Below are 24,404 nucleotides of genomic sequence, written 5' to 3'. Positions count from 1 at the left end.
AGTCAAGGAGATCACTTGCCCGCCTCCTGCTGCTGCTGACGCGCAAGCTCCAGCTGCGGCCCGTTCACGTAGTAGTCCTGCTCGTTATCGCCTAGCCGCATCGGGTGCGGCGGCTGCTCCATCCCGGAAAGGAGTGGAGCGAGCAGGTCCTCCTTCGTGAAGATCAGGCGCTGACGGTCGTCGTCGGCGAGTTCGTAGAAGTTGATCATCGTCAGAGACCGGGTCGGGCAGGCCTCGACACACAGCCCGCAGCCGATGCAGCGCAGGTAGTTGATCTGGTAGTCGGCGCCGTACCGTTCGCCCGGCGAGAACCGGGCTTCCTCGGTGTTGTCGCCGCCTTCGACGAAGATCGCGTCGGCCGGGCACGCCCAGGCACACAGCTCGCACCCGACGCACTTCTCCAGCCCGTCCGGATGCCGGTTGAGCTGGTGGCGCCCGTGGTAGCGCGGCGCGGCGGGCGCACCGGCCTCCGGGTACTCCTCCGTGGCCACCTTCTTGAACATCGTCGAGAAGGTGACTCCGAAGCCCTTGATGGGATCAAATATCCCCATCTTGTGCCCCTTCCTGAACTGCGTTCGCTTCGCCGGCTTCGGTCGCCCCGCCGCCGGCGGTGACCACCGCGGGCTTGCGCTTCGCCCTCGCCTGCGCCTTGGCCAGCGCCTTCTGCCGCGGCGTGGTCTCGGGGACCTTCAAATCGAGCGGCGGCAACGGGAACCCGCCACCGGTGATCGGCACGTAGTCCTCGTCGATGACCTTCTTGTCCGGCAGCAGCATCGCCAGCAGGAAGGCGAACACGATGATCACACCGCCGCCGATGAGGATCTGCCCGGTGGACAGGCCGCCGTTGTTCTTGATCGCCTTGACCGCGACCACCACCACGATCCACAGCAGGTTGACCGGGACGAGGACCTTCCACCCGAGCCGCATGAACTGGTCGTACCGCAGCCGCGGCAGCGTGCCGCGGAGCCAGATGAACCCGAACAGCAGCACGAAGAGTTTCGCCAGGAACCAGAGGATCGGCCACCAGCCGTGGTTCAGCGCGGAATCCGCGCCCACGAACGGGAACATCCAGCCGCCGAGGAACAGCGTGACGCAGAACGACGAGACGATCACCATGTTGACGTACTCGGCGAGGAAGAACATCGCGAACTTCATCGAGCTGTACTCGGTGTGGAAACCACCGACCAGCTCCGACTCGGCCTCGGGGAGGTCGAAGGGCGCGCGGTTGGTCTCGCCGACCATGGAGATCAGGTAGATCACGAAACTCGGGATGAGCTGGTAGAAGTACCAACCGCCCTGTTGGGCGAGGACGATGTCGCCGGTGGACAGCGAGCCGGCGTAGAGGACTACGGCGACGAGCGAGAGGCCCATCGCGATCTCGTATGAGATCACCTGCGCGGCCGAGCGGAGACCACCGAGCAGCGGGTACGGCGAGCCGGACGACCAGCCGGCGAGCACGATGCCGTACACCCCGATCGCGGAACAGGCCAGGATCACCAGCACGCCGACCGGGAGGTCGACCAGCTGCAGCACCGTGCGGTGGCCGAAGATCGACACCTCGGGGCCGAACGGGATCGCCGCCAGCGCGATCAGCGCGGGGACCGCGGCCAGGATCGGCGCGAGGAAGTACACCTTGCGGTCGGCGGTGTCCGGGATGATCTGCTCTTTGAACGGCAGCTTGATCGCGTCGGCGAGGGACTGCAGGTAACCGTTGGGGCCCACCCGGTTCGGACCGGGCCGGTTCTGCATCCGGCCGACGGCCTTGCGCTCCCAGACGATCAGCAGGATCGTCAGGATCGGGCCGATCAGCAGGATGACCACGGCCTTGATCAGGACCAGCCACCACGGGTCCTGCGCAAGGAGCTGGGCCCGGGTCAGGTGATCCGGGACCTGCGCGAAGAACTGCGTCACAACTCACCTCCGGTGATGGCGACGACCGCACCGTGTCCGGCGCCGAGCGACGCGCGGACCTGGGAGCCTGCCGAGTTCGCGGGCAGCCAGACCACGCCGTCCGGCAGGTCCGAGACCTCCACCGGCAGGGTGATCGAACCGCGGTCCGTCGACACCTTGACGACTCCGAAGCCGTTGGCCGTCGCGGCGGACAGCCTGGCGACCACCGGCCTGGCCGTGCCGGCCAGATGCGGCTCGTCGACCTGCAGCGATCCCTTGTCGATCAGCTGCCGCCAGGTCGCGAGCACCGCCTGCCCGTCACCCAGTGCGGGGCGTTCCCTCGGGGCCACATTGAACGCCACGGGAGTGGCCCTGAGGGAGCTTTGAAGCTTCGCGAAGTCGGCGGCCGAGGCAGCCGGGGTCTGGGTGAACAGGTCGACGTCCATCTCGACGGCGAGCGTGTCGAGCACTCGGCAGTCGGACAGCGCGCCGGTGTTTTCGACCGTGGCGTCGAAGGGCCGGTGCCTGCCCTCCCAGTTGAGGTACGAACCGGCCTTCTCGATCGAAGGCGCGATCGGCAGGACGACGTCGGCGAACTCGGTGACCGCGCTCGGCCGCAGCTCCAGGCTCACGACGAACCCGGCAGCGCGGAAGGCGTCCAGTGCGGCGGCCGGGTCGGGCAGGTCGTACGGGTCGACCCCGCCGACGAGCAGACCGTCGAGCTGACCGGCCGCGGCGGCGGCGAGGATGCCGCTGAGGTCGCGTCCAGGCTCAGCCGGAAGCGTTGCGCCCCAAGCCTTTCCAACCTCGGCGGGCAGCGCTGCCGGCAGTGCGCCGACCTCGACCGCGCCGCGTTCGCCCGCCCGGCGCGGGATCCAGGCGATCCGGGCGCCGGTGCGCTCGGACAGCCGCTGCAGCGCCGAGAACAGGCCCGGGACCTCGGCGGCACGTTCGCCGACCAGGATCACCGCGCCTTCGGCGTTGAGCTGGGCGTCGAGGTCCTGCGCGTGCTGGGCGATCCCGTCGAGCGCGGCGGGCTCGCCGCCGGGCACGCAGGCCAGCAGTTCGCCGAACGTCTTGCTCACCGAAGGCGTGGTCCACTGTCCCAAGTGGACGACCTTGGTGCGCTTGGTCCGGGCGGCCTTGCGCAGCCGCAGGAATACGATCGGGGCTTCTTCTTCCGGCTCGAAAGCCACGCACAACACGGTGGGCGCGGCTTCGATCGCGGCGAACGTGACGCCGTTCTCCGGGGTCCGGCCGACGACGTGCGCCTGCAGGAACGCGAGCTCCTCGGCGGAGTGCGCCCGGGCGCGATAGTCGATGTCGTTGGTGTGCAACACAAGTCGGGCGAACTTCGAGTACGCGTAGGCGTCCTCGACGGTCAGCCGGCCACCGGGGAGCACAGCGGCACCCTTGCCGTCGCGGGCCTTCGCGAGCCCATCGGCGGCAATGCGCAACGCTTCGGTCCAGGAGGTCTCTTCGAGCTCGCCCTGGGCGTTGCGGATGAGCGGGCGGCGGATGCGGTCGCCGGCCTGCGCGTAACGGAACGCGAAGCGGCCCTTGTCGCAGAGCCACTCTTCGTTGACCTGCGGGTCGTCACCGGCGAGCTTGCGGGTGACCTTGCCGCGGCGGAAGTCGGTCCGCTCGGCGCAACCCGACGAGCAGTGCTCACACACGCTCGGCGAGGACACCAGGTCGAACGGCCGCGAGCGGAACCGGTACGCGGCGCTGGTCAGCGCGCCGACCGGGCAGATCTGGATGACGTTGCCGGAGAAGTAGCTCTGGAACGGCTGACCTCCCGACGAGGTAAGCATTTCCGCCGAGGAGGCATCAGACTCTGTCGTCCGGCCCGCCATCCCTAGGACATCGGCGGTCTCGGCGGTGCCGATCTGCTGGTGCGCGCCGCGCTCGAGGAGCTCGATGAACGGGTCGCCGGCGATCTGCGCGGAGAACCGGGTGCAGCGCTGGCAGAGCACGCAGCGTTCCCGGTCCAGCAGGACCTGCGACGAGATCGGCAGCGGCTTCGCGAAGGTGCGCTTGGTGTCGACGAACCGCGACTCCGTGCGCCCGTGCGCGAGCGCCTGGTTCTGCAGCGGGCACTCGCCGCCCTTGTCGCAGATCGGGCAGTCCAGCGGGTGGTTGATGAGCAGCAGCTCCATCACCCCGCCCTGCGCCTTGTCCGCGACGGCCGAGGTGAGCTGCGTTTTGACGACCATGCCGTCGGCGACCGTCATCGTGCACGAGGCCTGCGGCTTCGGCATCGGACGGCCGCCCATTTCGACCTCGACCAGGCACTGGCGGCAGGCGCCCGCCGGGTCGAGCAGCGGGTGGTCGCAGAACCGCGGGATGACCGTGCCGAGGCGCTCGGCGGTGCGGATCAGCAGCTCGCCCTTGGGGGCGATGACTTCTTCACCGTCGATGACCAGTTTGACGTGGCCTTCGGGCACCGGCGTCTCGGTTTTGGTCTCTTCTGGAGCCATCGTCATGCCGGTGCTCCTACAAGCTCAGTCTCAGTCTTGTTCTTGTTGGTGTCACACAACGCCAGGAACTCGTCCCGGAAGTACTTGATCCCGCTGACGATCGGCGACACCGCGCCGTCGCCCAGCGCGCAGAACGAGCGGCCGAAGATGTTGTCGCAGACATCGAGCATGGTGTCGATGTCCTCCTCGGTGCCGTGGCCGTCGACCATGCGCTCCAGGATCTTCGCGAGCCAGTAGGTGCCTTCACGGCACGGCGTGCACTTGCCGCAGGACTCGTGCTCGTAGAACTGGGTCCACTTCATCACGGCCCACGGCACGGAGACGGTCTCGTTGAAGACCTGCACGGCCGTCGTGCCGAGCATCGACCCGGCCTCGGCCGCGCCTTCGAAGTCCAGCGGGGTGTCGAGGTGTTCGACGGTGAACATCGGCGTCGAGGACCCGCCCGGCGTCCAGAACTTCAGCGGGATGCCGTCCTTCATGCCGCCCGCCATGTCCAGCAGCTCGCGCAGCGTCGTGCCCAGCGGGCACTCGTACTGGCCGGGGAGCTCGACGTGACCGGAGATCGAGTAGATCTTCGGGCCCGGCGACTTCTCGCGGCCCATCTTGCGGAACCAGTCGGAGCCCGCGTTGACGATGTAGGGCGCGCTCGCGATGGTCTCGACGTTGTTGACCGTGGTCGGCGCCGCGTAGAGGCCGGCGGCCGCGGGGAACGGCGGCTTGAGCCGCGGCTGGCCGCGACGGCCCTCCAGCGAGTCGAGCAGTGCCGTCTCTTCGCCGCAGATGTACGCCCCGGCGCCCGCGTGCACGGTGATGTCGAGGTTGAAGCCGGACTTGAGGATGTCGATGCCGAGGTATCCGGCGTTGTACGCCTCGCGCACCGCCGCATTGAGCCGGCGGATGCAGTGCAGCGCCTCACCGCGGACGTAGATGAAGCAATGGTTCGAGCGCATCGCGTACGAGGCGATGATGCAGCCCTCGATGAGCGAGTGCGGGTCCGCCATCATCAGCGGGATGTCCTTGCACGTGCCCGGCTCGCCCTCGTCGGCGTTGATCACCAGGTAATGCGGCTTGTCGAAGTTCTGCGGCATGAACGACCACTTGACCCCGGCCGGGAAGCCCGCGCCGCCGCGGCCGCGCAGGCCGGAGTCCTTGATCAGCTGGACGATCTGCTCAGGAGTGCTCTTCAGCGCCTTGCGCGCCGCGGTGTAGCCCTCGAGCTGCTCGTAACTGGCCAGCGTCCACGACTTGGGCGACAGCCAGCGCTTGGTGAGAACCGGAGTAATCGGATCTGCGGTCATTTCGCCTGCACCTCCGGCAGCGGGACATCCTCGGTCGCCGGCGCGGTCCAGCCGCGGTCCTGCGCGATCTGGGCGCCCCGCAGGGTTTCCACTGCCTGGGACGGTCCGTCGACATCGGCCCGGTACGTCGCCTCGTCCTCCGGGAAGAACCCGGCGAGCTGCAGCTCGGCACCCTTGAAGTCGCTCAGTGGCGCACCGCGCGTCGGCGCCGGCTTCTTGCCCGCCCGCAGCGCGTCGACCAGCGCGATCGTCTTCTCCGGCGTCTGGTTGTCGTAGAACTCGTAGTTGACCTGCAGCACCGGCGCCAGGTCACAGGCCGCGAGGCACTCGGCGTGCTCGAGGGTGATCGAGCCCGGCTCACCCGGCGTTCCGACGGTTTCCTCGTGGCCCAACGGCTTCCCATCGGTTCCGAGGTGTTCCTGCACGGCCTTGTAGATGGCATCACCGCCGAGCGCGGCGCACAACGTGTTGGTGCAGATGCTCACCAGGTGCTCACCGCACGGACGCCGCTTGTACATCGTGTAGAACGTCGCGACCGCGGTGACCTCGGCGTCGGACAGGCCGAGCAGCCCGCCGCAGAAGGAGATTCCCTCCTGGCTGACGTACCCCTGCACCGACTGCACGAGGTGCAGCATCGGCAGCAGCGCCGACCGGGACTGCGGGTACCGCTCGATCAGGTTCTCCGCCTTCGCCACGATGTCCGCGTCGAAGATCTCGGTATCCACGTGGGACTGTTCAGTACTGCTCATCGGTCCACTCCCCCCATCACGGGGTCGATCGAGGCAATGGCGGCGATCACGTCGGCGACCAGGCCGCCCTCGGCCATGGCGGGCATGGCCTGCAGGTTCACGAAACTCGGTTCCCGCATGTGCACCCGCAGCGGCCGCGTGCCGCCGTCGGACACCAGGTGCGCGCCGAGCTCGCCGCGCGGCGACTCGATCGGCACGTAGACCTGGCCCGGCGGGACCTTGAAGCCCTCGGTGACCAGCTTGAAGTGGTGGATCAGCGATTCCATCGACTGGCCCATAATCTTGCGGACGTGCTCGAGGGAGTTGCCGGTACCGTCGGCGCCCACGGAAAGCTGCGCGGGCCAGGCGACCTTCTTGTCCTCGACCATGACCGGGCCGGGCTCGAGCTTCTTGAGCACCTGCCGGATGATCTTGAGGCTCTGGTGCATCTCCTCGACGCGGATCAGGTACCGCGCCCAGCAGTCCGCGTCGTTCGAGGTCGGGATCTCGAAGTCGAACTCCTCGTAGCAGGAGTACGGCTCGGTCTTGCGCAGGTCCCACGGGAGCCCGGCGGACCGGAGCACGGGCCCGGTAACGCCGAGGGCCAAGCACGCGTCGACGGGCAGGTAGCCGACGCCCTTGAGCCTGTTCCGCCAGATCGGCTGACCGGTGAAGAGCTTGTCGTACAAGGGAAGGCGCTGGTCCATCAGCTTGCAGAAGTCGGTGACCTTCTCGTGGAAGTCCTCCGGCATGTCCTGCGCGAGCCCGCCGGGGCGGATGAACGCGTGGTTCATCCGCAGGCCGGTCAGGTGCTCCAGCAGGTGAAGGACCTCTTCGCGCTCACGGAAACCGAGCGTCATCGCGGTGGTGGCGCCGAGCTCCATGCCGCCGGTCGCGATGTAGACGAAGTGCGAGCCGATGCGGTTGAGCTCCAGCAGCAGCACCCGGAGCAGCTCGGCGCGGCGCGGGGCCTTGATGCCGAGCAGCCGCTCGACCCCGAGGCAGTACGTCATCTCGTTCGACAGCGGCGCGAGGTAGTCCATGCGCGTGACGAAGGTGACGCCCTGGGTCCAGGTGCGGTACTCGCAGTTCTTCTCGATCCCGGTGTGGAGATACCCGATGACCGACCGGAGCTGGGTGACGGTTTCGCCCTCCATCTCCAGCACGAGCCGGAGCACGCCGTGCGTCGACGGGTGCTGCGGGCCCATGTTGATGACCATGCGCTCGTCGTGCAGCGCGTCGGCGACGACGTCGTCCCAGTCGCCGCCGGAGACCGAGTAGACCCGGCCTTCGGTGGTCTCGCGGGAGTCGGCGTAGTCGACGTCATCGACGCTGTCGGAACCGATGGGCGTCGTGTCGGTGCCGGTGCTGGCATCGGCGGGGGTTGTCATGAGTAAGACCTCCGCTGGTCCGGCGGCGGGATCTCCGCGCCCTTGTATTCGACCGGGATCCCGCCGAGCGGGTAGTCCTTGCGCTGGGGATGGCCGTCCCAGTCGTCCGGCATGAGGATCCGGGTCAGCGCGGGATGGCCGTCGTAGATGATCCCGAACATGTCCCAGGCTTCGCGTTCCTGCCAGTCGGCGGTCGGGTAGAGCCCCACCAGCGACGGTACGTGCGCATCCTCGATGTCGAGGGTGACCTCGAGCCGGATCCGCCGCCGGTACGTCATCGATGTCAGGTGGTAGACCGAGTGCAGGCGCTGCGGGACGTCGACGCCGTAGTCCACCCCGGACACCGAGCTGCACAGCTCGAACCGCAGGCCGGCGTCGTCGCGCAGGGTCGTGCAGATCGCGATGAGGTGCTCGCGGGCGACGTAGAAGGTGATCTCGCCGCGGTCGACCGTCGTCTGCAGGATGGCTTCCGCGGGGACGCCGTTGTCCGACAGGGCCGCGTAGAACTCGTCGGCGAACTCGTCGAACCAGCCGCCGTACGGGCGCTCAGCCGGGGCCGGGGCGAACGCGGGGAGCCGCAGGCCGCCGTACCCGGACGTGTCACCCGAGCCGTGGACGCCGAACATTCCCTGGCGCTGGGAACCGGTGACGACCGGCTCGGCCGGGCGGGCGCCCTGGGGCTCCAGGCCGGCTTCGGGACGTTCGGCGCTGGACTGCGGACCGCCCGTTTCCGGGCTGGTGTCAGGGGTTTCAGGCACGGGGCTCACTTCTTCGCGTACTTGATCGAAGACGCGATCAGCTCGGTGCGCGCGCCGCTGGCGGCCCGGATCGCGGCCCGGCGGGCGTTGATCGGCTCGTCCTGGATCTTGGCGTGCAGCTTGAGGATCGCGTCGAGCAGCATTTCCGGCCGCGGCGGGCAGCCGGGCAGGTACATGTCGACCGGCACGATGTGGTCGACGCCCTGGACGACGGCGTAGTTGTTGAACATCCCGCCCGACGACGCGCAGACGCCCATCGCCAGCACCCAGCGCGGCTCGGCCATCTGGTCGTAGATCTGGCGCAGGACCGGCGCCATCTTCTGGGTGACCCGGCCGGCGACGATCATCAGGTCCGCCTGGCGCGGTGTCGCGCTGAAGCGCTCCATGCCGAAGCGGGCGATGTCGTACCGGGAGCCACCGACCGTCATCATCTCGATGGCGCAGCACGCGAGACCGAACGTGGCCGGCCACAGCGAGTTCTTGCGCGCCCAGTTGACCAGCCCTTCCAGGCTGGCCAGCAGGATTCCGTTGGGAAGTTTCTCTTCGAGACCCATGTGCGCCCCTAATTCCAGTCGAGCCCGCCGCGACGCCAGACATAGGCGTACGCGAAACCGACCGTCGCGATGAACAGAACGATCTCCACCAGGCCGAACATGCCCAAGGCGTTCGCCGTGACGGCGAACGGGTAGAGGAAGACCATCTCGATGTCGAACAGGATGAACAGCATCGCGGTGATGTAGTAAGCGACCGGCATCCGGCCCCCGCCGGCGATCGGCTGGGGTGAAGGTTCGATGCCGCATTCGTAGGCCGACAGCTTCGCCTTGTTGTACCGGCTCGGGCCGACGAGCGGTCCGAGCAGCACCGACAGGGTCACGAAGGCGAGGGCGAGCACTAGGAGGAGGACAAGCGGGAGGTACATCTTCAGCCCAGGCGCGGGAGCCTGCGCCAGAACTTCGGCGCCCTCCCCCGAGAACAGGGTCAACATCAGCACGGTTTCGCCATCCTTTCCGCGCCGCTGCGGTTCGAGTCGGGCTTTTTTCTGCGTCGGCGGCACCCTAAGGGACCCAGGTCACACCGCCGAGGGTTAGGGCACCCTTACGGGCAGTAGACGGGCGGCGGCCTGCTTGTGAAAAAGTTCACAAGCGAGCCGTCGATGTTGTGAAGCGATTCACAAAGCATGGGCCGACTATAGGACGCGACTCACATTCCTGTCCCTACGGCCCATGCTATAAGGGTGCCCTAACCTCGCGGGGCGCAACAGAACGTCCGTACGGCTGCGCAAGCCGGAGACCAGCGCGAAGGCGCCCAAGATCACCTGCTCGCCCTTCCGCCCCGCCCCGCCAGTGTGATCCATCCCACGTGGGTGCAGGGATCCCTCGGGGTCACGACATGGCGACCCTCGCAGTGCGCTGAACGCCAGTGCTTGGAACTTAAGGGTGGTCGGTTCTGTCCACAGCAGCAAAGGACCGGGGCGAATGGGTGCTGGTAGCGGAACTTAGGGCCAGTCACGTCGCGCAGGTGGTGCTGGTGATGGCGATGTGACTGTTGGGGCTCCTGACGGCACTTTCGGCAAGGGCAGGGGCGTCGTCAAGGCCTAGTTGAGTACGCCTTACGCCGTGAAGGTGGCCTTCACGACACGTCACAACGCCACACCTGCCACATCAGTCGCATCAGTCGCATCAGTCGCATCAGTCACAACGACGTGACGCGACAGGCCCTCGGACGGCCGCTTCAGCGCAGGGCGGGAACGTCCCCCGAGTCGCTAACGCGCAGCCCCAGTACGTTGCCGTAGGCGAGGGCAGCTACTTGGGTGAGGGGGTGGCCCGGGCCAGTGCGGCGATGAGGCGGTCGACGCCGTCGCCCCCCTTGGCGTCATAGCAGCCGGAGAGTCCCTTGTATACCAACGGAAGCAGCTTGTTGATCCGCAGCCCGTACTTGGTCGCGGCGCGCATGATCTTGGGCTTGCCGATGATCTTCGCGAAGACGTTGCCGAGCTGGTAGTAGCCGCCCATGAGCTCCGCGACGGCCACCGGGTATCCCTGCAGCGCGCGTTCGCGCGAGGGGCCTTCCGGCCTCGCCAGTGCCTGGATGACGGCTTCCGCGGCGAGCTGCGCGGACTCCATCGCGGCCGAGATGCCCTCACCGTTGAACGGGCTGACCATGCCGCCGGCGTCGCCGAGCAGCAGCAGGCCGTCACGGTAGTGCGGGGTGCGGTTGAAGCCCATCGGCAGCCCGGCGCCGCCGACCTTGCCGACGGCGTTTTCCTCGCGGTAGCCCCACTCCTCCGGGGTCCCGTCGAGCCATTGCCGCAGCAGCGCGCGGTAGTCGGTGCTGCGGAAGGCCTTCGACGTCGACAGCATGCCGAGGCCGACGTTGACCGTGCCGTCGCCGAGCGGGAACGCCCAGCCGTAGCCGGGCAGCAGCTTCGGGTGGCGCGGGTCGGACCTGTCCCAGAGCTCGAGGTGGCCCTCGATGAACGGGTCGTCGTGGCGCGGGCTCTTGTAGTACTGGCGCACGGCGACGCCCATCGGGCGCTTGTCGGTCTTCTCGATGCCGACGCTGAGCGCGAGGCGGGCGGACACGCCGTCGCAGGCCAGCACCAGCGGCGCGCGGTAGCTGACGGGCTTCTTCTCGGGGCCGAGTTTGGCCTCGACGCCGATCACGCGGCCCGTGCGTTCGTCGGTGACCGCGCCGGTGACGGTGGTGCGCTCCTGCAGCCGCGCACCGGCTTTGACGGCCAGCTTCGCGAGCATGTCGTCGAAGTCGTGACGCGTGCGCGAGACACCGTACGGCGGGTAGCTGGTGAGATCCGGCCAGTCGAGCTCGAGGGTGAGCTCCTGGGTGAGGATCCGCAGGCCGCGGCTTCGGACCCAGCCGGCTTCCTCGCTGGTGTCGATCCCGAGGTCGATGAGCTGCTTGACCCCACGAGGCGTCAGCCCGTCCCCGCAGACCTTCTCGCGCGGGAACTCGGTCTTCTCCAGCAGCAGCACGTCGACCCCGGCACGGGCCAGGTAGGTCGCGACGGTCGAACCGGCCGGGCCGGCGCCGACGACGATCACTTCGGCGTCGTGATCAGGACCGCGGCGGCTCGGCGTTGTCATGCGGGCAAGTCTACGGGGCCTTTCGTGGCCCGATGAATGGCGACGACGCCGAATGTGAGGTTCATCCACTCGACGTCCTTCCAGCCCGCGCTGGAGATGATCTCCCCGAACCCGCGCTGGTCGGGCCAGGTGAGCATCGACTCGGCAAGGTAGCCGTAGGCGTCCGGGTTGGACGACACTCGGCGGCCGAGCCAGGTCAGCAGGCGCAGCATGAACCGCCGGTAGACGAACCGGATCGGCGGGAACGTCGGCGTGGAGACCTCGCAGACCACGAGCCTGCCACCGGGCTTGACCACCCTGGCGATCTCGGTAAGCGCGGCCTTGGTGTCGACGAAGTTGCGGATGCCCAGCGTCACGGTCGCGACGTCGAAGCTCTCGCTCGCGAATGGCAGATGCAGCGCGTCGGCGGCGACCATCGGCACCTTGCGGTGCAGCCCGGCCTTGAGCATGCCGAGCGAGAAGTCCGCCGCGATCGCCCACGCGCCACCGCGGATGTACTCCGTGGTGGACACGCCCGTGCCGGCGGCGAGGTCGAGCACCTTCTCCCCCGGCTTGGCGTCGAGCACCCGTGCCGTGGTGTTGCGCCACCGCCGGTCGAACCCGAACGTCATGAACGAATTCGCCCGGTCGTAACCGGACGCGACGCCGTCGAACATGGCGGCGACTTCGTGAGGATCCTTGTCGAGGCTCGCACGGGACATGGTCAGAATGTAGCCGCCAGGTCGGAGCCTCGTGAGTGTTGCGGCCGGTTAGAGCCGTTTAGAACGCTCACGAGCCCGTTGACCAGCGGCCCAGCAGCCGCTTGAAGTAGGCGGCGGTGGGCAGCAGCGTCACGACCGGGAAGAGGTCGGCCAGCGCCAGCCCGATGTTCGACGAGCCGTATACGCCGAACAGGGTCAGGACCGCCAGCACCACGACCGGAACTCCGCCATAGGTGGCGACGAGCCGGCCGAGCCGCAGGTTGCCCGGCGTCGAATGCTCGGACGAACCCAGCAGCACCAGCACCGCGACGGTCGCGAGCAGGGTCAACGCCAGCCAGCACAGGGCCGAAACGGCCCCCTTGCCGCCTGCGTACGCGAACGCCACGAGGACGATCACGACGATCCCCGCCAGGTCGAAACCGGACAGTGCCCGTCGGCGTGCCCGGCGGGCGTTGGGGGTCATCTCCAGACTCGGCATACCCACAGGTTAGGGCCGCGGCCAGCTGAGCGCCGCGAGCATCCCGGTCACCGAGGTTCCCCAGGCGAAGTCCTCGGCGCGGGCCCTGGCGGCGGCGCGGCGGGTGTCCTCGGGACGTTCCAGCAGACCCGTTACGGCGGTGGCGAACGCGGGCGCGTGGTCGTCGACGGCGGCGCCGCAGCCTGGGCTCACGATCTCCCGCAACGCGGACGACGCGGACACCACCACCGGCGTTCCCGACGCCAGTGCCTCCAGCGCGGCGAGGCCGAACGTCTCGTGCGGACCCGGTGCCAGCGAGACGTCGGCGCTGGCCAGCAGCCTGGCAACCTCGTCGCGGCCGCTGAGGAACCCGAGGAACGTCACCGGCAGCCCGCGAGCCCGCCGCTCCAGCGCGCGTCGCTTCGGGCCGTCGCCGGCCACCACGAGCCGGACACGCGCACCTGACGCGGTGAGCTCGGCGACAGTGTCCACACTTCGCTCGACGTGTTTCTCGGTCGACAGACGTCCACAATGGACGATCAGCGCGTCGGCGTCACCGGTGAGCGTGTGACGCCAGCCGTCATCACGCCGCCGCGGCGCGAAGGTCGCTAAGTCGACACCGAGCGGGACACACCGGACGTTCGGTGCGGAGATCCGGTCGAATTCGGCTCTGGCAAACGAAGTTGTGCAGACCACGGTGTCGTACGAGCCGGCCATCCGGCGGTTCGCGGTGTCCGCGACGCGGCGCGCGAGGAACCCGGGAAGCAGGAACTGCTCGAGCAACCGGTCCAGCCGCTCGTGCGAGATGACCGTGCTGGGCACGCCGTTTTGCCGCGCCCAGTTGCCCATCCCGCGCAGGGTCAGCCGGTCGGACACCTCCAGCCGGTCCGGTTCGAGGCGCCGCAGCACCGCGCGCACCCGGTGCGGGTCGACCGCGCGATACCCGCCGGTGCCCGGAATCTGGGGCGCGGGAAGGGAAAACCGCCGGACGCCGGACGGGAGGACCTCGTCGGCGTACCGGCGGCCGGGTACCACCAGCGTCACCTGGTGGCCGCTGGCGACGTACCCGGCGCCGAGGTGGTGCAGCGCGGTGCGCAGCCCGCCCGAACGTGGGCCGTAGAAGTTCGCCAGCTGGACAATGTGCATTTCAGGCGGCTTTGGCGAGGCGGCCGGTGACCGCTTCGTAGTGCCCGACGAGCTCGGTGCAGACGGCGGGCCAGGTCCGCCCCAGCACGACCTTCCTGGCCTTTTCGCCGAGTCTCGCGCGCAGGGCGTCGTCACGCAGGTCGTCGATGCGGCTCACCAGCTCGGTCGCGAAACCGGCGCGGTCGGCCGGGAGCAGATAACCGGTGCGCCCGGGCAGGACCAGGTCCTTCGGGCCGCCCGCGTCCGGTGCCAGCACCGGCAAACCGGACGCCATGGCTTCTTGCACGGCTTGGCAGAACGTCTCGTGCGGTCCTGTGTGGACAAAGACGTCGAGGCTCGCGTAAGCCGTGGAAAGCTCTTCTCCGTACCGCGCGCCGAGGAACGCCGCACCGGGAATCCGCTCGCGCAACGACGTCAGCTCGGGGCCGTCCCCGACGACGACCACGCGCACCCCGGGAAGGCCCGCCAACGTCGTCAGCCTGTCGACCTCCTTCTCCGGCGCGAGCCTGCCGACGAACCCGACGAGCAGTTCGCCGTTGGGCGCCAGCTCGGCCCGCAGTGCGGGGTCGGCGTTGGCCGGGGAGAACTTCTCGATGTCGACACCGCGTCCCCAGCGATGGACGCGCGGGACACCGTGCAGGCGCAGCTGCTCGACCGAGTCGCTCGACGGCGCGAGCGTGCGATCGGCGCGGGAGTGCAGCCGCCGCACCCAGCGCCACGCGGCCCGCGCGCCGAGGCCGAAGCCGTACGCGGAGGCAAACCCGGCGATGTCGGTCTGGTAGACCGCGACCGTCGGCACCCGCAGCCGCCGCGCCGCCGCCAGCCCGCGCGCGCCGACCACGAACGGCGACGCCAGGTGCACCACGTCCGGCGCGAACGCGGCCATCGCGGTGAGAACCGTCCTGGTCGGCACGCCGATCGGCAACGAGTTGACGCCGGGGAAGTCCAGCGCCGGGATGCGCACCACGGGCGCGCCAAGGTACTCGGTCGGGCCTGGGCCGGGGGCGATGATCAACACCTGGTGGGCTCTGGCACGCAGGTGCTCGACCACTCGGAGAACGGAGTTGGTCACGCCGTTCACCTGGGGCAGGAAACTTTCGGTGACTATCGCAACTCGCACGATCCCACCTTCGCACCCGCGGTCGGCAGGCTGCCTACCTGCACGTGACCCCCGGACAAACGCTGCCAAAACACCTCGCCCCGGGTGCCTGCCCAAGACCCGCACGCTGCCGCACAGCCGAGAATTGGGAGCCACATGTCATCTGCAGGTCGCGTTCCGGACACCAGGGATGGCCACAGTGGGTAGGCATGACGCTCCTGTCCTCCCGCGCGCCCCAACCCGTTGAACCCGGGCTGGTGTCCAGGGCGCTCGAGGTCGCCGGACGCCTGGCCAATGACGCCACCGACGTGATCACGGCGACAGCAGGCCGCGGCGCCCATCCCGACACCAAGGATTCCCCGTTCGACTGGGTCACCGACACCGACCGCATCCTGGAACGTCACACCCGGCGCGTCCTCGCTGCCGAATTCCCCGGGATCCCGGTGGTCGGCGAGGAGTTCGGCGCGGACCACGGCGCCGACGTCGCCGAGTACCGCTGGGTGGTCGACCCGGTCGACGGCACCGCGAACTACGTCGCCGGGGTGCCCTGGTGCGCGTACAGCCTCGCGTTGATCGACGCGTCCGGCCCGGTCGTCGGCGTGGTCGCCGACCCCTACCGCGCCCAGATCTACGCCGCCGCTCGCGGCCGGGGCGCACGCGCCAACGGCAAGCCGATCAAGCTCGTCGACCGGGGTACCACCGCCGGCGCGATTGTGTGCACCGAACTCGCCCGCAGCGGACCGTGGCCGGGGATGGGCCGGTTCATCGAACGCGCCGCCGCCGCGCATGCCGGGGTCCGCGTGCTGGGCTCGGCCGCGCTGTCGATCGCGCAGGTCGCGCTGGGCCACGCCACCGCCGCGGTCCTGCACAGCTACCACGAATGGGACGTCGCCGGCTCGGTCGCGCTGGCCATCGAGGTGGGTGCGGTGGTGCTGGACCGCCACGGCGAAGGCGCCGCCCTGCCCGCCGACGGACTACTGGTGGCCGCACCGGGCGTCGCGGACGAGGTGCTGTCCTGGTGGCAGGAATCCGCCACCGTCTTGTGAATGTTCCGACCGGTACCTGTGCCCTGCGGGACACCCGCACCCGGGCGTGCCAGAACACTCACGAGCCTTAGACCTGCGCGGGCTCTTTGGCGGTCTTCGCACGCTGGTTCGTCCGCCGGATCCACCACAGCAGGGGGGCGGCGACGAGCCAGGTGAAGCCGATCGTGCTGCCCAGCGGGAGCAGTGTCAGCTCCGCGGAACGCCCGGCGACCCGGGTCAGTTCGGTGTTGCCGATGTCGTACTGGATGCGGATGACCTCGCCCACGGACAGCCCGTCCGGGTAGAGCACCCCGGTGGCCGGGCTGTGCGTGATCCCGTCGGGCGTCTGGAAGTGGATGATCGTCCGGTCGAACGCGACCGAGTCGACCTGCGCGTTCACAGTGCCCAGTTGCCCTTCGATGGAGGCGTCGTTGCGCACGGCCGCGAAGAACAGTGCCACGCAGAGAATGGTGATGAGCGAGGCGACACCGAGCACTGCACGCCACCCGATGCGCCTCGCCCGTTCACCTCGCGCTGTCACGCCGCGAGCATAGAGCGTCCCTCTACGGCGTGTGGCTTTCGGCGAGCATTTGGTGCACTGACTCGATCTGCGCGAACGTGTCGTCGCCCACAGCTTGTCGTCGGCGCCGTGCGAGTGGCCGAAGGTCGCGGGCACGTTGTTCGCCACGACCGAACTGACCCTGAGCCCGAAGTCCAGGTCGAAGCTCGTGAGCGTTCCGGCTCGCCCGGGTGCGGGTGTCCGTAGGGCACAGTAAGCGGCTGGAACGCTCACGAGTCCTAGACCCGCGACACGGCCGCCGAGACGGCCGCACGCAGGCGCCCATGCAGTTCACGGTGGCTTGAGCGGTCGACGCGCACCTCGACGACGCGCAGACCCGGCGCCGGGCGCAACGCGGCCCGGAATTCGGTCAGCGTCTCGGCCACCTGGTGCGGGACGCGGTAACCGGCGCACAGCGCGCCGAGGTCCGCGCCGTGCGGTGTCCCGAAAACCCGTTCGAAGCTGGCGCTGTGTTCCGGCGCACCCTGTTCCAGCAGCGAGAAAATGCCGCCGCCGTCGTCGTTGAGCACGACGATCGTCAGGTCCGGGCGCTGCTCGGCGGGGCCGGTGAGCAGGCCGTTCGCGTCGTGCAGGAACGTCAGGTCGCCGATCAGCGCGTACGAGTGGCCCCGGTGGACGGTCGCGGCGCCGATCGCCGTCGACACCGTGCCGTCGATGCCCGCCACCCCGCGGTTGCGGTGCACCAGCACGTCCGGCCGCAGCCCGCCGGCGAGTGCGACGTCACGTGTCGGGTTGGACGAGCCCACGACCAGCAGCGATTCCGGCGGCAGGGCGTCGACCATCTCCGCGGCGAGCCGCAGCCCGCTCGGCCACGGCTCCTCGGCAAGCGCTTGCGTGACCGCGCCCTTGGCCGCCGCGTCGGCGCGCTGCCAGCCGGCGAGCCACTCGGGGTCGGCCGGTTTGGTCGGCTCGTCGAACCACTGGCCGACCTGGCGGACGTTGTGTGCCGGGGCAGGCCAGTCGGAGTCGGGGCGGACCAACAGCACCTCGACGTCCGGGTCCGACAATAAGCCCTGGACCTGGCGAAACACCGTCGGACGGCCGATACAGAGCACCTGCTCGGGCTTGTGGGTGGTGATGAACTCCTCGACGCCGAGCAGCCAAGCGCCGGACGAGATCGCCGACGACCCGGACAGGCCGATACCACCGGTCTCCGACAGCACGGGCCAGCCGTGCAGCTCGGCCCACTCGCTGGCGGCCCGGACCCCGGTGTCGCACGCGATGACCAGGCCGCAGCGCGCCGAAGGCACGACGAACGAGGGCAGCGAGCCGAAGTCGGGCAGCTCCGTCCAGCGGGCTCCGCCGGGACGTCCTTCGAGCGACTCGTACCAGTCTTCGGCGTTCTCGCCGAGCTCCGGCACCAGCGGCTCGCGGAACGGCAGGTTGAGATGCACCGGGCCGCAGCGCCACTCGCCATACGCGGCGTTCCACGCGCGGCAGATCTGGCTGCGCCAGTACGAGTTCTGGCCCGCACGGCGCTCGGCGACGGCGAACTCGTCGAAGTAGCGCACCGCCCCGCCGTACAGGTGGTGCTGGTCGATGACCTGGTTGGCACCCGCCGCACGCAGCTCGGGCGGCCGGTCCGCGGTCATCACGATCAGCGGGACCCCGGCGCGGTCGGCCTCGAGCACGGCGGGGTGGAAGTTCGCGGCGGCGGTGCCGGAAGTGCACAGCACGGCGACCGGGCGCCCGGTGCGGGCGGCGATGCCCAGCGCGAGGAACGCGCCGCCACGCTCGTCGATGCGGACGTGCAGCTGGAGCTTCCCGGCGGCGGCCGCGTCGTACAGCGCCAGCGACATCGCGGCGTTACGGGAACCAGGGCACAGCACCACGTGGGAAACGGTGTTGCGGACGAGCTCGTCGACGATGACCCTGGCTTCGGCGGTGGACGGATTCACCGGCACGCTCCGGGTACGTCTTCAGTCCTCATGTCCACCCTAGTGACTTTACGTAGGAGGTTCCGTCCAAGGCAGTCCGTGGTCGATCCGAGGGGCATTTCTCACTCAGCCTATTCTCCCCAGCGTGGATGACGCCCAGGTTTCCGAACTGTTCGATTCGGCCTTGTGGACCGAGATCGATGGTTTCGACTTCACCGACATCACCTATCACCGCTCGACCGAAAGCCGGTCCGGCAAGCGGGTCGTGCGCATCGCGTTCGACCGGCCGGAGGTCCGCAACGCCTTCCGGCCGCACACCGTCGACGAGCTCTATCGCGCGCTGGACCACGCCCGGATGAGCTCGGACGTCGGCTGCGTCCTGCTCACCGGGAACGGCCCGTCGCCCAAGGACGGCGGTTGGGCGTTCTGTTCCGGTGGTGACCAGCGTATTCGCGGACGCTCCGGCTATCAGTACGCGAGCGGGGAGACCTCCGACACGGTGGACCCCGCGCGGGCCGGACGCCTGCACATCCTCGAGGTGCAGCGGCTGATCCGGTTCATGCCGAAAGTCGTCATCGCGGTCGTCCCCGGCTGGGCCGCCGGCGGCGGGCACTCGCTGCACGTCGTGTGCGACCTCACGCTCGCCTCCGCCGAGCACGCGCGGTTCAAGCAGACCGACGCCGACGTCGGCTCGTTCGACGGCGGCTTCGGCTCGGCCTACCTGGCCAAACAGGTCGGGCAGAAGTTCGCGCGGGAGATCTTCTTCCTCGGCCGGGACTACACCGCCGCGCAGATGCAGGCGATGGGCGCGGTCAACGAGGCCGTCCCGCACGCGCAGCTCGAAACGACCGCGCTGGAGTGGGGCTGGGCCATCAACGCCAAGTCCCCGACCGCGCAGCGGATGCTGAAGTACGCGTTCAACCTGGTCGACGACGGCCTGGTCGGGCAGCAGCTGTTCGCCGGCGAAACCACCCGGTTGGCCTACATGCAGGACGAAGCCGTCGAGGGCCGCGACGCCTTCCTCGAGAAGCGCGACCCCGACTTCTCCGACTATCCGTACTACTACTGACTCGTGAGTGTTCCGGCTCGTTCTAACCGGCCGGAACACTCACGAGCCCTGGAGGTGACCCCCCTTGCAGCCGGTGTGGATCGACGCCACGGTCGCCCCCCTCTTCCGCGCGTTGTCGGCGGCCCTGGATGGCGGGCCGACGGTGCTGCCGTTGAGCGCCGAGGACCCCGGCGCCCCCGCGCTGCTGGCGGCGATGGAGCCCGACAGCCCGATGGAGCCCGACACGGCCGTGATCATCGCCACATCGGGCTCGACAGGGGCGCCGAAGGGCGTGCTGCTGTCGGCGTCGGCGCTGACGGCGTCCGCCACGGCCACCCACGACCGGCTCGGCGGCCCCGGGCACTGGCTGCTGGCGACGCCCGCGCACTACATCGGCGGCCTGCAGGTCCTCGTCCGTTCCCTACTCGCCGGCACGACCCCGGCCGTGCTGCCCGGCGGCGGCTTCCGGGCCGAGGACTTCGCGGCCGCGGCGGCGCCGGTGCTCGCCGCGGACGGCCCGCGCTACACCGCGCTCGTCCCCACCCAGCTCACCCGGCTCCTCGACGCGGGCGGCCCGGGGCTCGACGCGGCGAGGGCGTTCGACGCGATCGTCGTCGGCGCGGCCGCGACGTCGTCGAAACTGCGCGAGAGGGCCGCTGAAGCCGGCGTATCGATCGTGCCTGCGTACGGAATGAGCGAGACGGCGAGCGGCTGCGTCTACGACGGCTTCCCGCTCGACGGCGTCGACGTCGATCTCGACGAAGAAGGCCGCATCCGGTTGTCCGGTCCGGTCCTCGCCCACGGCTACCGCCTCCAGCCCGAGCTGACCGCGGAGTCCTTCGTGGACGGCCGCTTCACCACATCCGACCAGGGGCGCATCCACCCCGACGGGCGCGTCGACGTCCTCGGCCGGATCGACGACATGATCAACACCGGCGGGGTCAAGGTGCCCGCGTCGACCGTGGAGCGCGCGCTCGCCGCGCAGCCGGGCGTCCGCGAAGCGTGCGTTGTCGGGCTGCCCGACGTCGAGTGGGGCGAGGCCGTCGTCGCGATGGTGGTCCCGGACGGGACGACCCCGGACGTCGACACGCTGCGCGCGGCGGTCCGGGCCGAGGTCGGTGCCGCCGCGACCCCCAAGCGCGTCGAGTTCGTCACAGCGCTACCCCTGCGCGGCCCCGGCAAGATCGACCGTGACGCTGTCAAGGCGGCACTGACGCGCTGAGTAGCCCGATCGTGGCTCGTCGTTGACAGCACGACGCCGTCAGTTTTGGCTCTGCGCATGCGCCGTCCACAGCACTGTCCACAGCGCCGTCCACAGCGCCGTCCACAGCGCCGTCCACAATGGATTCTTGCCGGACTTTCCGCCCTCTGCCTGACGACCGCACTCGCCACCCCGGCAGGCGCCGACGGCACCTCGAACTGGACGGTCTCCACCTCGGCCACGCCGCGCAGCGACGTCAGCTCCCTGAGCCGGACCTCCATTGCCGACCTGGGCACGCACACGCTCGCCGTCCCGGCCGACACCGTCCGAGCGCGCCTGGACGCGACGATCCCGGCAGGCTCGTCCGCCGCTGTCGACATCCGCGGGCTGCGGGCCGACGGCACCTGGTCGGAATGGGCCGAAGCCCGACCCACCGCGGTGCTCCCGGAAAGCACCCGTTCGGTGCAAGCTCGGCTGGTACTGACCGACCCGGCGGACGTCGTCGTGCGGTCCGTCACCTTCAGCGCGAGCAACGTCGGAGAGCCACGCGACCTCACCTCACCTGACGGCGCGACGTTCACCGTGTTCGCGACCCGGGAGGGCTTGGTCGGCAAAACCACCGCGAACGGGCATGTCATCACGGCCCGGGACCACTTCGTCGCGTTGCCTTCGCGGCGCGGCCTGTCGACGGCGGGCGACGGCGAATACACGGTCCGGATCTGTACCACCAGCGGCGACCGGTGCGAGTGGGCGCCGGTTTGGGACGTCGGCCCGTGGAATACCAAGGACGACTACTGGAACGATCCGCGGCAGTCGTGGCCCGACCTTCCCCAAGGCCTGCCGGAGGCGCAGGCCGCTTACACCTCGGGATACCACGGCGGCAAGGACCAGTCCGGCCGCAAGGTGGCCAATCCCGCCGGGATCGACCTGGCCGACGGCGCTTTCCGGGACGGTCTGCAGCTCACCGGGAACGCCTACGTGACGGTCACCTACCAGTGGAGCGGCTCCGGGCCGTGGGGCACGGTCGCCGCGCCCGCCCCGCTGACCGTCCGCTCCGGGCCCGACGACTCGGCGCGCGACTCGGGCATCGCCGTCGGACAGGCGCAGGTCCGGATCGAGTGCCAGACCGACGGCGAGCGCGTCGACGGCCCGAGCGGCACCTCCGACGTCTGGTACCGCCTCGCCGCCGGAAAGTACCTAGCCAGTGCCGACGTGCGGCTCGAGACCGCGGCTCGTGAGTGTTCCAGCCAGTTTTGACTGGCCGGATGACTCTCGAGCCCTGACCCGATCACCAGACATCGGACCGATGCCGAAGAATGGGGCCATGGCAACTGTGGGGCAGTGGATTGAGGGGGCCCGTCCGCGGACGCTGCCCAACGCGGTGGCACCGGTCGTCGCGGGGGTCGGACTGGCGACGGCGCTCGACACGTTCTCGTGGTCACGGTCGCTGCTCGCGCTGCTGGTTTCGCTGTCCCTGATCGTCGGGGTGAACTTCGCCAACGACTACTCGGACGGGATCCGCGGGACGGACGAGCACCGGGTCGGCCCGCTGCGCCTGGTCGGCTCGAAGACCGCGAAGCCGAAGGCCGTACTCACCGCCGCGTTGACGTCGCTGGGCCTTGCCGGGGTGCTCGGGCTGGTGCTCGTCGCGGTGTCCGGCCACTGGTGGCTGCTGATCATGGGCGCGCTCTGCATCATCGGCGCGTGGTTCTACACCGGCGGCAAGAAGCCGTACGGCTACTACGGTTTCGGCGAGATCGCCGTCTTCGTCTTCTTCGGCCTCGCCGGGGTCCTCGGCACGGTCTACGTCCAGGCCGGGCACGTCAGCTGGGCCGCGCTCGGCTGCGCGGTCGCCGTCGGCTGCTTCTCGACCGGCGTGCTCACCGCGAACAACCTGCGCGACATCCCGACCGACATCGAGTCCGGCAAGCGCACCCTCGCCGTCCGCCTCGGCGACAAGGGCACCCGCCGGTTCTACCTGGGTCTGATCACTGCGCCGTTCGTGGTGAGTGTTCTGCTGGGCGTGTGGCACCCGCTGCTCCTGCTCGGCCTGCTCACCGCGCCGCTGCTGCGGAGCTCGGTGAAGGCCGTCAGCGGCGGCAAGACGGGCCGCGAACTGATCCCCGCGCTGCGCGACACCGGCCTCGCGATGCTCGCCTGGGCCGTCCTCACCACTGTCGGCTTCGCGCTGCTCTGATTGGACGTGAAGGCCACCTTCATTGCGTAATTCGTTGTGAAGGTGGCCTTCACGTCCAGTTGCTAAACCCCGGGCGGGAGGAACTTGCCCGAGCGCAGGAACTCCTCGAACACCGCGGCGTACGGCTTGATGTCGAGGTTCTGTTCCGCGAGCCAGTCGTCGTTGTAGTACGTGTCCGCGTAGCGCTCGCCGCCGTCGCAGACCAGCGTGACGACGCTGCCTGCCTGGCCTTCTTCCAGCATCCGCGAGATCAGCACGAACGTGCCGTAGAGGTTCGTGCCGGTCGAGCCGCCTGCCCAGTGCCCCGTCCGCTCGCGCAGCAACCGGATGGCCGCCAGGGAGCCCGCGTCGGGCACCTGCAGCATCTCGTCGATCACGCCCGGGACGAACGACGGCTCGACCCGCGGCCGCCCGATGCCCTCGATCCGCGACGACATCCCGGTCGCGTGGTCGAGATCACGCGATTGCCACGCGCCGTAGAACGACGAGTTCTCCGGGTCGACGACGGCGACCTTGGTGGTGTGACGGCGATACCGCACGTACCGGCCGAAGGTCGCGCTGGTGCCGCCGGTGCCTGCGCCGACCACGATCCAGGCCGGCACCGGATGCCGCTCCGACACCATCTGCGCGTACACCGACTCGGCGATGTTGTTGTTGCCACGCCAGTCTGTCGCGCGCTCGGCGTAGGTGAACTGGTCGAGGTAATGACCGTTGCATTCCTCCGCGAGCCGCTCGGCCTCGCTGTACATCTCCGCGGGCGAGTCGACGAAGTGGCAACGGCCGCCGTAGAACTCGATGAGCGAGATCTTCTCCGGGCTCGTCTTGCGCGGCACGACCGTGACGAACTCGAGCCCGAGCATCCGCGCGAAGTACGCCTCGGACACCGCGGTGGACCCGCTGGACGCCTCGATGAGCACGGTTCCGGGGCCGATCTGGCCGTTGACCAGGCCATACAGCAGCAGCGAACGCGCCAGCCGGTGCTTGAGCGAGCCGGTGGGGTGCACCGACTCGTCCTTCAGGTAAAGGTCGATGCCCCAGTCCGTGGGCAGTGGGAAGACGTGCAGATGGGTGTCGGCGCTGCGGTTGGCGTCGGCCTCGATGATGCGGACGGCCTCCCGGATCCAGCTGCGGCGCTGCAGGCCGCGACCGGTCACTGCTCGCCGCGCAGCTCGGCGCGGAGCTTCGCGCGCTCGCTGGCGCGGCCCTTGTTGCGTTCGGCGAGCCCCGCGGTGACCCGCTGGTTCAGCGGCCGGAGCACCAGCAGCCCGATCGGCAGCCCGGCGACGATCCCGACCGCCACCGCGACCAGCAGCGGCACCGAGAACAACGTCAGCACCCAGGCCACCACGGCGACCAGCGCGAACCGCGCCAGCACGTAGACGACCAGGTCGCGGGCGAGGTGGCTATCAGCGCGTTCAGAGCTCACA

At 69.3% G+C, this 24,404-nt stretch carries 23 protein-coding genes; 5 read left to right on the top strand and 18 right to left on the bottom strand.

Features of this window, described 5'->3' with window-relative positions; all coding sequences use genetic code 11:
* Positions 1–11: 11 nt before the first annotated feature.
* The 14 genes from nuoI to JWQ81_RS34160 all read right to left on the bottom strand — a co-directional run bounded on the left by nuoI (position 12) and on the right by JWQ81_RS34160 (position 15,070).
* Positions 12–551 (bottom strand): NADH-quinone oxidoreductase subunit NuoI, encoded by a 540-nt coding sequence (gene nuoI, locus JWQ81_RS34225; RefSeq protein ID WP_297547980.1) that lies wholly within the window; start codon positions 549–551, stop codon positions 12–14.
* Positions 538–1,911 carry an NADH-quinone oxidoreductase subunit NuoH gene (nuoH, locus tag JWQ81_RS34220; RefSeq protein ID WP_297547979.1) on the bottom strand — a complete coding sequence of 458 codons (1,374 nt, stop codon included), beginning with the start codon at positions 1,909–1,911 and terminating at the stop codon, positions 538–540. The genes nuoI and nuoH overlap by 14 nt, the downstream gene beginning before the upstream one ends.
* On the bottom strand, positions 1,908–4,376 hold the full coding sequence (locus tag JWQ81_RS34215; RefSeq protein ID WP_297547977.1) for an NADH-quinone oxidoreductase subunit G: 2,469 nt from the start codon (positions 4,374–4,376) through the stop codon (positions 1,908–1,910). Before JWQ81_RS34215 ends, nuoH begins: the two co-directional genes overlap by 4 nt.
* Positions 4,373–5,668 carry an NADH-quinone oxidoreductase subunit NuoF gene (gene nuoF, locus JWQ81_RS34210; RefSeq protein ID WP_297547975.1) on the bottom strand — a complete coding sequence of 432 codons (1,296 nt, stop codon included), beginning with the start codon at positions 5,666–5,668 and terminating at the stop codon, positions 4,373–4,375. The genes JWQ81_RS34215 and nuoF overlap by 4 nt, the downstream gene beginning before the upstream one ends.
* The gene (gene nuoE / locus JWQ81_RS34205; RefSeq protein ID WP_297547972.1) at positions 5,665–6,417 is read right to left on the bottom strand and encodes an NADH-quinone oxidoreductase subunit NuoE; all 753 of its coding nucleotides are present in this window, start codon (positions 6,415–6,417) and stop codon (positions 5,665–5,667) included. The genes nuoF and nuoE overlap by 4 nt, the downstream gene beginning before the upstream one ends.
* Positions 6,414–7,787: an NADH-quinone oxidoreductase subunit D gene (locus JWQ81_RS34200; protein ID WP_297547970.1), complete on the bottom strand. Its 1,374-nt coding sequence runs from the start codon at positions 7,785–7,787 to the stop codon at positions 6,414–6,416. The genes nuoE and JWQ81_RS34200 overlap by 4 nt, the downstream gene beginning before the upstream one ends.
* Positions 7,784–8,545, bottom strand: a complete 762-nt coding sequence (locus tag JWQ81_RS34195; protein ID WP_297547968.1) for an NADH-quinone oxidoreductase subunit C — start codon at positions 8,543–8,545, stop codon at positions 7,784–7,786. The genes JWQ81_RS34200 and JWQ81_RS34195 overlap by 4 nt, the downstream gene beginning before the upstream one ends.
* Positions 8,546–8,550: 5 nt before the next feature.
* Entirely contained in the window at positions 8,551–9,099 is a 549-nt protein-coding gene (locus tag JWQ81_RS34190) for an NADH-quinone oxidoreductase subunit B family protein (protein WP_297547966.1), read from the bottom strand.
* An 8-nt stretch (positions 9,100–9,107) separates the two neighbouring features.
* Positions 9,108–9,464, bottom strand: coding sequence for an NADH-quinone oxidoreductase subunit A (locus JWQ81_RS34185; protein ID WP_297548015.1), 357 nt, complete (start codon positions 9,462–9,464; stop codon positions 9,108–9,110).
* Positions 9,465–10,347: 883 nt separating this feature from the next.
* Positions 10,348–11,646 (bottom strand): geranylgeranyl reductase family protein, encoded by a 1,299-nt coding sequence (locus JWQ81_RS34180; RefSeq protein ID WP_297547964.1) that lies wholly within the window; start codon positions 11,644–11,646, stop codon positions 10,348–10,350.
* Positions 11,643–12,347: a class I SAM-dependent methyltransferase gene (locus tag JWQ81_RS34175; RefSeq protein ID WP_297547962.1), complete on the bottom strand. Its 705-nt coding sequence runs from the start codon at positions 12,345–12,347 to the stop codon at positions 11,643–11,645. Before JWQ81_RS34175 ends, JWQ81_RS34180 begins: the two co-directional genes overlap by 4 nt.
* 67 nt (positions 12,348–12,414) lie before the next feature.
* Positions 12,415–12,825, bottom strand: coding sequence for a hypothetical protein (locus JWQ81_RS34170; protein ID WP_297547960.1), 411 nt, complete (start codon positions 12,823–12,825; stop codon positions 12,415–12,417).
* A gap of 9 nt (positions 12,826–12,834) precedes the next feature.
* On the bottom strand, positions 12,835–13,950 hold the full coding sequence (locus JWQ81_RS34165; protein WP_297547958.1) for a glycosyltransferase family 1 protein: 1,116 nt from the start codon (positions 13,948–13,950) through the stop codon (positions 12,835–12,837).
* 1 nt (position 13,951) lies between these two features.
* Positions 13,952–15,070, bottom strand: coding sequence for a glycosyltransferase family 1 protein (locus tag JWQ81_RS34160; protein ID WP_297547956.1), 1,119 nt, complete (start codon positions 15,068–15,070; stop codon positions 13,952–13,954).
* Positions 15,071–15,258: 188 nt separating this feature from the next.
* Here JWQ81_RS34160 and JWQ81_RS34155 point away from each other — a divergent pair, with 188 nt between their 5' ends.
* On the top strand, positions 15,259–16,095 hold the full coding sequence (locus tag JWQ81_RS34155; RefSeq protein ID WP_297547954.1) for an inositol monophosphatase: 837 nt from the start codon (positions 15,259–15,261) through the stop codon (positions 16,093–16,095).
* 67 nt (positions 16,096–16,162) lie between these two features.
* Here JWQ81_RS34155 and JWQ81_RS34150 read toward each other — a convergent pair whose 3' ends face one another.
* Positions 16,163–16,615 (bottom strand): hypothetical protein, encoded by a 453-nt coding sequence (locus tag JWQ81_RS34150; RefSeq protein WP_297547952.1) that lies wholly within the window; start codon positions 16,613–16,615, stop codon positions 16,163–16,165.
* A 257-nt stretch (positions 16,616–16,872) separates the two neighbouring features.
* Entirely contained in the window at positions 16,873–18,552 is a 1,680-nt protein-coding gene (menD, locus tag JWQ81_RS34145; protein WP_297547950.1) for a 2-succinyl-5-enolpyruvyl-6-hydroxy-3-cyclohexene-1-carboxylic-acid synthase, read from the bottom strand.
* A gap of 124 nt (positions 18,553–18,676) precedes the next feature.
* Here menD and JWQ81_RS34140 point away from each other — a divergent pair, with 124 nt between their 5' ends.
* The 4 genes from JWQ81_RS34140 to JWQ81_RS34125 all read left to right on the top strand — a co-directional run bounded on the left by JWQ81_RS34140 (position 18,677) and on the right by JWQ81_RS34125 (position 22,977).
* Positions 18,677–19,600, top strand: a complete 924-nt coding sequence (locus JWQ81_RS34140; protein WP_297547948.1) for a 1,4-dihydroxy-2-naphthoyl-CoA synthase — start codon at positions 18,677–18,679, stop codon at positions 19,598–19,600.
* 64 nt (positions 19,601–19,664) lie between these two features.
* Positions 19,665–20,801, top strand: a complete 1,137-nt coding sequence (menE, locus tag JWQ81_RS34135; RefSeq protein WP_297547946.1) for an o-succinylbenzoate--CoA ligase — start codon at positions 19,665–19,667, stop codon at positions 20,799–20,801.
* Between the two features lie 57 nt (positions 20,802–20,858).
* A complete protein-coding gene (locus JWQ81_RS34130) occupies positions 20,859–22,037 on the top strand; it encodes a hypothetical protein (protein ID WP_297547944.1) in 1,179 nt (392 codons plus the stop codon).
* Between the two features lie 67 nt (positions 22,038–22,104).
* Positions 22,105–22,977: a 1,4-dihydroxy-2-naphthoate polyprenyltransferase gene (locus tag JWQ81_RS34125; protein ID WP_297547942.1), complete on the top strand. Its 873-nt coding sequence runs from the start codon at positions 22,105–22,107 to the stop codon at positions 22,975–22,977.
* A gap of 62 nt (positions 22,978–23,039) precedes the next feature.
* Here the strand turns inward: JWQ81_RS34125 and JWQ81_RS34120 are convergent, their stop codons facing one another.
* Both JWQ81_RS34120 and JWQ81_RS34115 read right to left on the bottom strand, forming a co-directional pair.
* Positions 23,040–24,131, bottom strand: a complete 1,092-nt coding sequence (locus JWQ81_RS34120; protein WP_297547940.1) for a PLP-dependent cysteine synthase family protein — start codon at positions 24,129–24,131, stop codon at positions 23,040–23,042.
* A complete protein-coding gene (locus JWQ81_RS34115) occupies positions 24,128–24,403 on the bottom strand; it encodes a DUF4229 domain-containing protein (RefSeq protein WP_297547938.1) in 276 nt (91 codons plus the stop codon). Before JWQ81_RS34115 ends, JWQ81_RS34120 begins: the two co-directional genes overlap by 4 nt.
* Position 24,404: the final 1 nt, after the last annotated feature.

The organism is Amycolatopsis sp., from assembly GCF_025464955.1.
In the GTDB taxonomy this organism is placed as follows: domain Bacteria; phylum Actinomycetota; class Actinomycetes; order Mycobacteriales; family Pseudonocardiaceae; genus Amycolatopsis.
Note: the sequence above shows the minus strand (reverse complement) of the source record. Positions and strands in the feature narration are given on the sequence as shown.